This is a genomic window from Streptomyces sp. NPDC058051, assembly GCF_042885475.1.
In the GTDB taxonomy this organism is placed as follows: Bacteria; Actinomycetota; Actinomycetes; order Streptomycetales; family Streptomycetaceae; genus Streptomyces.
Genome location: NZ_JBHVRW010000030.1, coordinates 1 through 11324 on the forward strand (window position 1 = coordinate 1; position 11324 = coordinate 11324).

Genomic DNA, 11324 nt, shown 5'->3' on the forward strand with positions numbered 1-11324 from the left:
CGCACCCTTCGCATTCCGGTTGTGCGTCCGCCAGCTGCCGACCTCGACAACGCGGACACCCTCGGCACGCAGCGCAGATATGACCTGTGCGGCACCCAGAGGCTTGGCCACGGAATCTCCTTTCACCCTGCGGTCATGGGTGTGGACATCAGATCACCTCGGACCGGTGCCGGGAACCACCCATCCGTGCCCCGACTCCGGTGCACGGAGCCCCCGAACGCGGCGATCCCTGCCGGGACGCCGACCACGAACAGGGCATCGCGGCGCAGCAACCCGACCGAGCCGCGGGCCGCCAGATGCTGAATCAGGCGCCGAACCGGATCGGGTGCAAGGTCCTCCTGCACAGCCGGCGCGGCCGGCTCGGTGTCCGGATTCATGGGTGGCAGGCCAACAACCCGGGGGGCGATTGAGGTCGGGACATGCCCGCCTGGCGGTCGGCTGGTGGTGATCGGCAGGCGGCCTGCCGGGCGAGTGTGCACGGGAGACCCCGGACGGAGCAGGACGGGAACAGGCTGCACGGGCCCGGGCAAGCGTCGCAACACGCCCGACCCGTGCGGCCGTTCTCATGTCACGGGCAGACCACGACCCCAAGTCCTACGACCGTGCCGGCCATACCACCGCTTGGGCGACAATGACCCTCTCACCGTTGAAAGTGACCGCAGGGCCTTCGTGCAGTGCGTAGCCAAGAGCCAACGCTTCGCTCACACGATGGCAGAACGCGGAGTCGTCCGGGCCGGTCAGGACTCGGTAGATGGGCAATCCGTCTGGTGGTGTACTCATGAAGAGGAAGATCTCATGCGCACCCGTCCGCCGAGCCCGGCGACCAGCATTCCCGAGGCCGATCGCCCCCACGGCAGTTGGTGATTGGGGATGTTCTTGTGCCTGCCGGTGATGGTGGGTCGTTGCGCAGTGGGTGAGTACGCGTCGTCCGCATCGCGGTGATGTGTCTGATGCCCGGCGGGCTTTGACCGAGCCGGTATCCGCGGCGTGGCGCGCCCGGCGGACCGGGCCCGGTGTGACGGCGCGGGTGCACGACCTGCGGGAGATCGTGAACGCGATCCTCCATGTCAACCGCACCGGCATCCCGTGGGAGTACCTTCCGCACGACTTTCCACCGCACAAAACCGTCTACGACTACGACGCGAAGTGGGAAGCGGACGCCACAACCGGCTACCGGTCCAGTTCCTTCCGGCACCGTGCCGACTTGGGCATCGACATCGGCAGGGAAGTGGCTTGTGCGAGGTCCACGGCGGCTTCCTGGCCCTGCCCTGGCTCTACCGGTCAACCGCCGGGCAGCCGGGCCGTGAACGGCCTCCTTGACCGGTCTCCACACAGCGGTGGGCGGATACGGAAGACGGCCGGAGCCCCCGCACAGCGGGCTCCGGCCGTCTCGTCGCCACCTGTTGTGTGCTGTCCAGGCGGATCACAGGCGACGTCTGTCGGATCGGTCCGTCCGATCCTGTTCGCGGTCCTACAGGGCGAGGCCGGTGAGGACCAGCACGCGCTCGTAGGTGTAGTCGTCCATGGCGTAGCGGACGCCCTCACGGCCGATGCCGGACTGCTTGGCACCGCCGTACGGCATCTGGTCGGCACGGTAGGACGGGACGTCACCGATGATCACGCCGCCGACCTCAAGGGCGCGGTGGGCGCGGAAGGCGGTCTGCAGGTCGTGCGTGAACACACCTGCCTGCAGGCCGTACTTGGAGGAGTTGACGGCGGCGAACGCCTCGGCCTCGCCGTCCACCTTCTGCACGGACAGGACCGGTCCGAAGACCTCCTCGGTGGCGAGGGTGACGCTGTCCGGGAGCTGGGCGAGCACGGTCGGCGCGTAGCCGGCGCCGTCCCGCTTGCCGCCGGTGAGCAGTTGGGCGCCGGCCTGCACGGCCTCGTCGACCCAGGACTCGACGCGCTGGGCGGCGGCCTCGCTGACCAGCGGGCCGACATCGGTGGCGTCGTCGGACGGGTCGCCGGTGACCTGGGCCTCGACGGCCGCGACGATCTTCGGGACGAGCCGGTCGTAGACCGAGGCGTCCGCGATGACGCGCTGCACCGAGATGCAGGACTGGCCGCCCTGGTAGTTGGAGAACGTCGCGATGCGGGTCGCGGCCCAGTCCAGGTCCTCGTCGGAGGCGTAGTCGCCGAGGACCACCGCGGCACCGTTGCCGCCGAGCTCCAGGGTGCAGTGCTTGCGCGGCACCGACTCCAGGATCGAGTAGCCGACCGGACCGGAGCCGGTGAAGGAGATCACGGGCAGGCGCTCGTCCTGCACGAGGGCGGGCATCCGGTCGTTGGGGACCGTGAGCACGGACCACGAACCGGCCGGCAGGTCGGTCTCGGCCAGCAGCTCGCCCAGGATCAGCGAGGAGATCGGCGTGGCCGGGGCGGGCTTCAGGATGATCGGCGCGCCGACGGCGATGGCCGGGGCCACCTTGTGGGCGCTCAGGTTCAGCGGGAAGTTGAACGGAGCGATGCCGAGGACCGTGCCGCGCGGGAAGCGTCGGGTCAGGCCGAGGCGTCCGGTGCCGCCGGCGTCGGTGTCCAGGCGCTGGGCGTCACCGCCGTTGAAGCGGCGGGCCTCCTCGGAGGCGAACCGGAAGACGGACACGGCACGGCCGACCTCGCCGCGCGCCCACTTGATGGGCTTGCCGTTCTCGGCGGAGATCAGCTGGGCGATCTCCTCGGTGCGCTCCACCAGGCGCCGTACGACGTGATCGAGTGCGGCGGCCCGGACATGGGCGGGGGTCGCGGCGAACTCCTCGCGCACGGCGTGCGCGGCCGCGACGGCCTCCTCGATCTGCGCGTCGGTCGGCACGCTGACGGTGCCGACGAGACGGCCGTCCCAGGGGTTGGTGACGTCGAAGCTGTCCTCGCCGGTGGCCTGGCGGCCGGCGAGCCAGAAGGCGTGGGTGGAAGTCATGGAGGTTCCGGCCCTTCGGAGTCGTGGGGTGTGCTGCCCCCCACCGTAGGGCCGCGCGACCCGCCTGGCGTTTGTCCGGCGTGGAGCAGAGTGCCGCGGGTACACGCCGGTTTGTCGGATGCGTGGGCGTGCGCAGGCGTACGGCGCGTGCCGCACCGCCCCCGGCCCTCGCCCCTCGGGCCCGCGCGCTGCCGGTCGCGGTCCCCCGGCAGCCTGCTACGACTCCGGCGACGGCGCGGAGCTCGTGGCTTTCAGGGCCAGCCACAACTCCATCCGGACGTCCGGATCGTCCAGTGAGCGGCCCAGGATCTCCTCCACGCGGCGCATCCGGTAGCGCAGGGTGTGGCGGTGCACGCCCAGGTCCGCCGCTGCCGCGTCCCACTGGCCGTGGTGGGAGAGCCAGGCCCGCAGCGAGGCCACCAGGTCACCGCGGCCCTTGGCGTCGTGTTCGTGCAGGGCACGGAGCATGCCGTCGGCGAAGGCCCGTACGGCGTCGTCCGCGAGCAGCGGCAGCACCGAACCCGCGGCCAGCTCGTCGTGCTCGACCAGCGCCCTGCCTCTGCGGCGGGCCACCGACAGGGCCTGTTCGGCCTGCTTGTACGCGGCGGACACGGCGATCGGGCCCGCGGGCGCCGACAGGCCCACGACCACCTCGCCCTCCTCCGTCGCCCCTTCGCGCGGGGGCCTCGCCTCACGCCCCTCCTGGGCCTGTGCGTATGCCACGCAGGCCGCGACCGCCGCCCCGCCGTCGGCGGCGAGGACGACGAGCCGTTCGCCCTCGGGCACGGCCAGCAGGGTCTCGCCGGTCCGGAAGGCCGCCGCCTCCATCGCCTCGCCCAGCGCCGCCGGTGTCGAGGGGGCGGACGCCTCGGCGATGACCAGGCGGAACGGGGCGTCGAGCAGCCCCCCGTACAGATCCCCGGCGACGGCCCGTGCGTGGTCCGGCCGGCCGGCGAGCAGCATGCGCAGCACCGCCGCGCCCAGCCGCTGCTCCGCCCCCTGGAGGGACCGGGAGCGGGCGGTGGTCAGGGTGAGCAGGGCGACCGCCGAGTGCACGGCGTACCGCTCGGCGGTGCCGAGTGCCGCTCCGGTGCCCACGGCCAGCGCTCCGCGGACCCGGCGGCCGGTGCCCAGGGACTGGAGTTCGACCCGGTCGTCGGTGTCGCCGACGACCATGCTGGCCGGGGCGGGGCGTTCCCGCAGGCGTGCCGCGTCGGGGGCGAGCCTGGCGGCCCGGCGCGCGGCCCAGTCGGGGGCGACGGCGACGACCGCGCCGTAGGCGTCGTACAGCGCCGCCCAGCCGTCGACGTGCGCGGCGAGCCGGGTGAGGAGTTCACCGGGGCCGTCGCCCGAGAGCGCGGCCTTCGTCAGCTCCCGCTGGGCCTCGAACCCCGCCGTCACCGCCCGGTACTGATCGGCGGCGATCTCCGACGACACGGCTTTGGCGATGGCGATGAACGGGGTGCGGCGCGGCACTTCGAGCAGCGGCAGCCCCGTTTCCTCGGCGGCGTCGACCAGGGCCTGCGGTACGTCGTCGTAGTGGACACCGACAGCGAATCCCAGTCCGACGACTCCGGCCCCGGCCAGCCGCCGCACGTACCGCCGCATCGCCTCGGGATTCCCGGCGTCGAGGTTGGTGGCGGTGACGAGCAGCAGCTCACCGCCCTCCATGTACGGGACGGGGTCGGTCAGCTCGCTGGCGTGCGCCCAGCGGACGGGTGCGTCGAGCCGGTCCGCCCCCGCACGCACCGTGAGTTTGAGCGCCGAGTGCTGGACGAGCGAGGCGAGAGTGGGGGCCATGGGGAACGCGGGACCTCGGGGAGTCGATTTTCGCCGTCCCGTATGAACGGCTCCTCTCGATTCTGCCAGGGCGGCAGGGTTCGCCGTAACCGCTGCCCCGGGCGGGGCCGCCCCGCACGGCTCAGCCGTTCAGATCCACCAGCAGCGGCGGCGCGTGTTCCCCGCGTACGGTCGTCAGGGACAGCACCGCGTGTCCGGCCGGCACCCGGTGGGCCAGCTCGGAGGCCGACCAGCGTTCCCGCTCAACCTGGCGCACGGTCACCGCGTCCGTGGTGACCGCCTTGCCGGTGACCAGCTTGCGGAAGGCGTGGATGGCCCGGGTCATCGGCTGGTCGGCGAAGACGGTGCGCTGGGTGACGTCGCGGGTCTCGACCCACTCCGTTCCCCATGCCTCGGCGAACTTCTTCCCGTCCCACGTGGTGACCCCGGAGAACGCCATCCGGCAGCCGACCGCGCCGAGCAGTGCCGTGTGCAGGTGCTCCGGGACGTCGTCGAGGGTGCGCAGGGTGAGTACGGCCCCGGCGTGCGCGGAACGCAGCCGCTGGATCCCGCGGACGGTGTCGGGGGTCAGGGTGTGGGTCGCGTCGTCGAGGACCAGACAGGCGAAGAGGGAACGGTCGGTACGGGCCGCGGCGCTCGCGGTGAACTGGGCGAGCACCAGGCGTGCCAGGACCCGGGACGCCTCGGCGTGGCCGCGTTCGGGCAGATCGACGCGGACCCGGAGCGGGTGTTCGAGGGCGCGCAGCGAGAAGGGGCGGGCCTTGCCCGTGGTGTCGAAGAACTCGGCGAAAGCGGGCCGGTCGAGCAGCGCCACCCGGTCGGCGAGGGCCGGGCCCGGGTCGCCGGGTGCGCCGGCCTGGCGGGCCCGGCCGTCGAGTTCGCGCTGCATGCCGGGGTGTCCTGTCGCGTCGAGCGCCGCCCGCAGAGCGGTGAGGGCGCCGGGTACGCCGTCCAGGAGTTCCCGCAGTTCCGGTACGGAGGGGAAGCGGCCGTGCGCGGCGCGGAACGGGCCGAGGAACTGGGCGAGGGCCGTCACGGCGCGTCTGCTGTCGACCTCGGGGAGGTCACCGACCAGGCCGTCGGCGAGGACGGTCGCGGCCTCGTCGGGGTCGGTGGTGCCGCCGTACAGGTCGAGATCGTGCACGGAGGACGGGTCGCCGACCTTGATGACGACGTCGAAGCCCTCGTCGCCGCCGAGCTGGGTACCGGCGGCGCACACGGCGACGACGGCGGCCTGTCCGGCGAGCGCCTGGAGCGCGAGGGATTCGACGACGGGCCGGATCAGCGCCCGGCTCTTGCCGGCGCCGGGCGGGCCGACGGCGAGCAGGGACGTGCCCAGCAGCCCGGGGTCGAGGGCGATGCCGCTGCCGCGGCGGGCGTACGGGTTGCGTTCGCCGTCCTCGACGGTGCCGAGCCTGACCTGCCGGACCAGCAGATCGTGCCGGGCGGCGCGGACCGGGAGGTCACGCGCGCCGGAGGGGTGCGTGCAGGCCGCGGCGCCCTCGCGCAGCACGGCGTCGGTGAAGGCGGAGAGCCGGGAGTGGTCGGCGCGCACGGAGGTCCAGGCACGGCGGATCCGGGCGTGGTCGACGTCGTTCATCCGCCCGGACCGGGTTTCCCTGGCGAGCGCGGCGGCGGCCTGGTGCTGTCCGGCGGCGCGCAGATCGGGCCACTCGGCCGGGTCCTCCTCGCTGCCTTCGACGATGGCGTCCGCGGTGCCGGGCGCGTGCGACCCGGCCGGATCGCGGCCGTCCCCACTGTGTGCGGGCTGCGCGGACCGGCCGGGTGCGGGCTGCGCGGACCGGATGCCGCGCCACGCCTCGGCCCAGTGCCCCAGCCGGGCGAACGGCCAGACGATCACCAGGGTGAGCACGGCGTACAGCCCGTAGCTGACCACCGGGGACATCGGCTGGTCGGGGCCCAGCCAGGAGTCGGGTACCAGGCCGAAGGCCAGTCCCATGCCCGGCACGGTCCCGTTCCAGACGAGGGTCCAGACCAGCAGGGCGCCGATCGCCGCACCGCCCGCCCGTGCGGCGGCTCCCCTGGCGGCGACGAACCGTTCGAAGGCGGCCGGCCAGTTGCCCAGCCGGCCGAATCCGTGGACGAGGCCCCCGATGATCAGCAGGCGGTAGAGGTCGAGTGCCCGGACCGCGCCCCGGGTCTGCGGTGCGTCGCCGAACGGTCCCCACCAGTCGCCGGGAGTGAAGAGCTTCAGCGGAACCCGCCAGTACGGGATGTAGTTGTTGCGCCAGAGCGACCAGACGAGGACGCAGGCCAGCAGCGAGATCACCGCGCCGCTGATCAGCGTGCGGTCCGGGGTGCGCTCCTTCTCCTCGGCGGGACGCGGGGCGTGGCCGAGCCGCCAGACGCCGGGTTCCGCGGTGGGCCTGGGGATGCGGAGCCAGTCGCCGAGGGAGGGGCCCGAGGCGGGGGCGTAGCCCGGCCGGGGCGGCAGTCCGGGCGGTGGCGGACCGGCCGGACGCGGCACCGGTGGACCGGAGCGGGTGCCGCGCGAGTCGTACGTGCCCTCGGTGTCCATGTGCTGTCCCTCGTCCCCTGACCAGCGCCGACCGGTAACTCCCGGGCGCGGACGCCCGAAGCCATCAATCTAGTGCCCCGTACCACCCCGTCAGACGCGGTCCGGCGGGAAGTCTTCGCCCGGGCGACGGGGCCCGCCCTCATGCCCCGCACCCGTGCGGCCCCGCCCGTGGGCCCTGTCGCTATGTCCGTCGCGGACAACCGTGCGCGGTCACCACTCCCGAACGGAACATGCCGGACCCCGCCTTCCGCCCCTAGCCTGCAGAAGGAGAAGCGTCCGAAACACCCCACAGGAGCCCCGCATGACCACAATTCCGCAGGAGCGCCGCGTCGTCACTGCCATTCCCGGCCCGAAGTCGGTGGAGCTGCAGGCCCGCCGCCTCGCGACGGTGGCCGCAGGTGTGGGCTCCACCCTGCCGGTGTTCACCGCCCGCGCCGGTGGCGGGATCATCGAGGACGTGGACGGCAACCGTCTGATCGACCTCGGTTCCGGTATCGCCGTGACGTCGGTCGGCGCCTCCGCCGAGGCCGTCGTACGCCGTGCGTCCGCGCAGCTCGCCGACTTCACCCACACCTGTTTCATGGTCACGCCGTACGAGGGGTACGTCGAGGTCTGTGAGCAGCTCGCCGAGCTGACGCCGGGCGACCACGCCAAGAAGTCCGCGCTGTTCAACTCGGGCGCCGAGGCCGTCGAGAACGCCGTCAAGATCGCGCGTGTGTACACCAAGCGCCAGGCGGTCGTCGTGTTCGACCACGGCTACCACGGCCGCACCAACCTGACGATGGCGCTGACCGCCAAGAACATGCCGTACAAGCAGGGCTTCGGCCCCTTCGCACCCGAGGTCTACCGGGTGCCGGTGGCGTACGGCTACCGCTGGCCGACCGGTGCGGAGAACGCCGGTGCCGAGGCGTCCGCCCAGGCCATCGACCAGATCACCAAGCAGATCGGCGCGGACAACGTCGCCGCGATCGTCATCGAGCCGGTGCTCGGCGAGGGCGGCTTCATCGAGCCGGCCAAGGGCTTCCTCCCGGCGATCGCCCGGTTCGCCAAGGACAACGGCATCGTCTTCGTCGCCGACGAGATCCAGTCCGGCTTCTGCCGCACCGGCCAGTGGTTCGCCTGCGAGGACGAGGGCATCGTCCCCGACCTGATCACCACCGCCAAGGGCATCGCGGGCGGTCTGCCGCTCTCCGCCGTGACCGGCCGCGCCGAGATCATGGACGCCGCCCACGCCGGCGGCCTCGGTGGCACCTACGGCGGAAACCCGGTGGCCTGCGCGGGCGCGCTCGGCGCCATCGAGACGATGCGCGAGCTGGACCTGAACGGCAAGGCGAAGCGCATCGAGGAGATCATGAAGGGCCGCCTCGCCGAGATGCAGGCGAAGCTGCCGAACGGCGACATCATCGGTGACATCCGCGGCCGCGGCGCGATGATCGCGATCGAGCTGGTGAAGTCCGGCACGAAGGACCCGAACCCGGAGGCCACCGCGAAGCTCGCCAAGGCCTGCCACGCGGAGGGTGTGCTGGTCCTCACCTGCGGCACGTACGGCAACGTCCTGCGCTTCCTCCCGCCGCTGGTGATCGGCGAGGACCTGCTGAACGAGGCTCTCGACGTCATCGAGCAGGCTTTCGGCCAGATCTGACCTGTGCGATCCCCGGCGGGGCCGGACAGCGATTTCGTCGGGGATGCGCGGTGTCCGCGTGAGGGCCTGTGAAGAAGGTGTGGGGGGGCGATGGCGGGATCTGATTCCGTCTGTCGGTCCCCCATCGGCTGACGTACGGTTTCTGCAGATGAGAGAAACACCCCGCCCGCAGGGGACTGCCGGCGACGCCGGGTCGGAGCTCCCCCAGCACCGTCCTGGCCGTGCCTTCGCGCACGCCACTGGAGCCTCTGGCTCCGGAACTCCTCACTGATCGGATGGCCGCTCGCCCCAAACCCCCCGGGGCGTGCGGCAAACCGGTCTCACCGGCCGCCCCGGAACCACCCCCCCCTGTTCCCGGGCGGCCGGCCTCCTCTCCCCCTCTTCCTCTTCCCGGGCAGTCGGCCTCCCGCGCATCGGCGCCTCGACGCCCCCGGTTCGCCGGTCCGCCCCGTTCCCTCCGGCGGCTCTCGCTTTCGTAGGGATGGCGATCAAGGGATGGCAATCAACCGTTCACAGAGCCAAGGCAGTTGGAAACTTGGCACAAGCCGTGAATGACGGGTAAATATGTGACGATAATCGTCATGAACGGTTCCCGGGGGGGAATGAGTGTCAGACCCAACAGTCACAGTCATCATCGGCGCCTACAACGCCATGCCTTATCTGACGCGCTGTCTTGAGTCGGTGGTCGAACAGTCGCTGGGCACGTACGAACTGGAATGCCTGGCCGTCGACGACGGATCGACCGACGGCAGCGGTCAGGAGCTGGACCGGTTCGCCGCCGAGTATCCCGGCACGGTGCGCGTCATCCACCAACAGAACTCCGGGGGGCCGAGCGGCCCGCGCAACGTCGCCCTCGGGCTGGCCCGGGGCCGCTACGTCTTCTTCCTGGACGCCGACGACTACCTCGGCCCCCATGCGCTGCGCCGGATGATCGACATGGCCGAACGGAACAACTCCGACGTGACGCTCGGCAAGTACGTGGGGGTCAACTGCTCGGTTCCGCGCTCCATGTTCGAGGCCGACCAGGAGGTCATCGATCTGGCCACCTCCCGCGTCTGGTACGTCCTGATGCCGCACAAGCTCATGCGGCGATCGTTCGTGGAGGAGCGCCGACTGCGCTTCGACGAGGACATCCACATGGGCGAGGACCGCCTCTTCGTGACCAAGGCCTATCTGCAGGCTTCCGTGATCTCGGTGGTCGCCGACGAGGACTGCTACTTCAAGGTGCAGCGCGACGACGAGGGCAACCTCACCAGCAACTTCGGTGACGTGATGAAACGCCTTGAGGTCGCCCGCCGCCTGATGACCGCGATCACCACGTACAGCGAACCCGGACCGGTTCGTGACGCCGCGCTGCTGCGGTACTTCAGGGGCGGCCTGCTGGACTCCTTCTCCTGGCGCTTCCCGCGGCTGGAGGAGAGCGACCGGCTGAAGGCCATGGAGATCGCCAAGGAGCAACTGGACGCGTTCTACACCCCGGAACTCGACGTCCAGATGACCGCACCGCTCCGGCTGACCGCCCACTGCGCTCAGCACGGGCTGCAACGGGAACTGATCGACATCATCGATTTCCTGACTGCGGAGAGGGACAAGCAGCGTCCTCCCCACGAGGTCGTCGTCAAGGACGGGCGCGCCTACGCCGCCTACCCGCATCTCGGCGACGAGAAGGCCGGCATACCCGACGCCTGCTACGACGTCACCGCCGGGCTGCGGCAGGACGACCGGCTGGACGCGGTCGAATGGCACCGGACCCGGAGGCGCAGCGTCCTGCGGCTGCGCGGCCATGGCTACATCGAGAACGTGGACACGCGGACGCCCGCCACCGAGCTGGTCCTGCGGCTGCGGAACGACGGGCGCGAGGTGCGTGTCCCCACGCGCAGCACACCGCTGCCCGCCCACATCCCTGTCCAGGGGCACGCCTGCGACCACAGTGCCGCGGGCTTCACCGCCGACATCGATATCACCCGCGCCCTGGACGGCACCCCCCTGCCGACGGGGGTGTGGGACGTGTACCTCAATGTCCGCGCCCAGGGCCTGAGCACCCAGCGCAGGTTCGGCGCCCGCAAGGCGGACGACCTGGCTCCGGCCCGCGGCGGCCGGAGCGGGCTCCTGGAGGTCAAGCCGTACTACACCCGGGGCTTCGCCAACCTCAGCCTGCACGTCACCGCCGCCCAGCAGCCGAAGAAGGTCCCGAAAGGATTCAAGCGGCGTGTACGCAGAAAGCTGACCGGTCTCAGCAAGCAGATCGGCAGCAGACGACTGGGAAGAATCGCGAGGCTCGGGCGCGTGTCCGGCCTCGGCCGGCCCAACAGGTCCGGTGGGTCACAGCGCCAGGCCCCCTGAGCCGCCCGTACCGGCCGGATCTGAGACGCTGGATCCCATGTCGCCGACCTGCCCCGACCCGCAGAGCGGGACCACGCCTGCCC

6 protein-coding genes and 2 pseudogenes are annotated in these 11324 nt (G+C 71.7%); 4 read left to right on the forward strand and 4 right to left on the reverse strand.

What is annotated here, in order from left to right:
- Positions 1-594: 594 nt before the first annotated feature.
- Positions 595-780, reverse strand: a complete 186-nt coding sequence (locus ACFVUT_RS32275) for a DUF1737 domain-containing protein (RefSeq protein ID WP_389657696.1) — start codon at positions 778-780, stop codon at positions 595-597.
- A gap of 133 nt (positions 781-913) precedes the next feature.
- Between ACFVUT_RS32275 and ACFVUT_RS32280 the strand changes: the two are divergent.
- A pseudogene (locus ACFVUT_RS32280) lies at positions 914-1153 on the forward strand (transposase); the annotation flags it as partial.
- A gap of 318 nt (positions 1154-1471) precedes the next feature.
- Here the strand turns inward: ACFVUT_RS32280 and ACFVUT_RS32285 are convergent.
- The 3 genes from ACFVUT_RS32285 to ACFVUT_RS32295 all read right to left on the reverse strand — a co-directional run bounded on the left by ACFVUT_RS32285 (position 1472) and on the right by ACFVUT_RS32295 (position 7256).
- A complete protein-coding gene (locus ACFVUT_RS32285; protein ID WP_389657693.1) occupies positions 1472-2917 on the reverse strand; it encodes an aldehyde dehydrogenase family protein in 1446 nt (481 codons plus the stop codon).
- A 216-nt stretch (positions 2918-3133) separates the two neighbouring features.
- Positions 3134-4717 carry a PucR family transcriptional regulator gene (locus ACFVUT_RS32290; RefSeq protein WP_389657690.1) on the reverse strand — a complete coding sequence of 528 codons (1584 nt, stop codon included), beginning with the start codon at positions 4715-4717 and terminating at the stop codon, positions 3134-3136.
- Positions 4718-4838: 121 nt separating this feature from the next.
- Positions 4839-7256, reverse strand: coding sequence for an ATP/GTP-binding protein (locus tag ACFVUT_RS32295; protein WP_389657687.1), 2418 nt, complete (start codon positions 7254-7256; stop codon positions 4839-4841).
- A 301-nt stretch (positions 7257-7557) separates the two neighbouring features.
- On the opposite strand from ACFVUT_RS32295, the gene gabT reads away from it, so the two are divergent.
- The 3 genes and pseudogenes from gabT (at position 7558) to ACFVUT_RS32310 (ending at position 11241) form a co-directional block, all read left to right on the forward strand.
- Positions 7558-8898, forward strand: coding sequence for a 4-aminobutyrate--2-oxoglutarate transaminase (gene gabT, locus ACFVUT_RS32300; protein ID WP_389657684.1), 1341 nt, complete (start codon positions 7558-7560; stop codon positions 8896-8898).
- A 148-nt stretch (positions 8899-9046) separates the two neighbouring features.
- Positions 9047-9266 (forward strand): annotated as a pseudogene (locus tag ACFVUT_RS32305) (phosphoesterase); the annotation flags it as partial.
- A gap of 238 nt (positions 9267-9504) precedes the next feature.
- On the forward strand, positions 9505-11241 hold the full coding sequence (locus ACFVUT_RS32310; protein WP_389657681.1) for a glycosyltransferase: 1737 nt from the start codon (positions 9505-9507) through the stop codon (positions 11239-11241).
- Positions 11242-11324 lie beyond the last annotated feature (83 nt).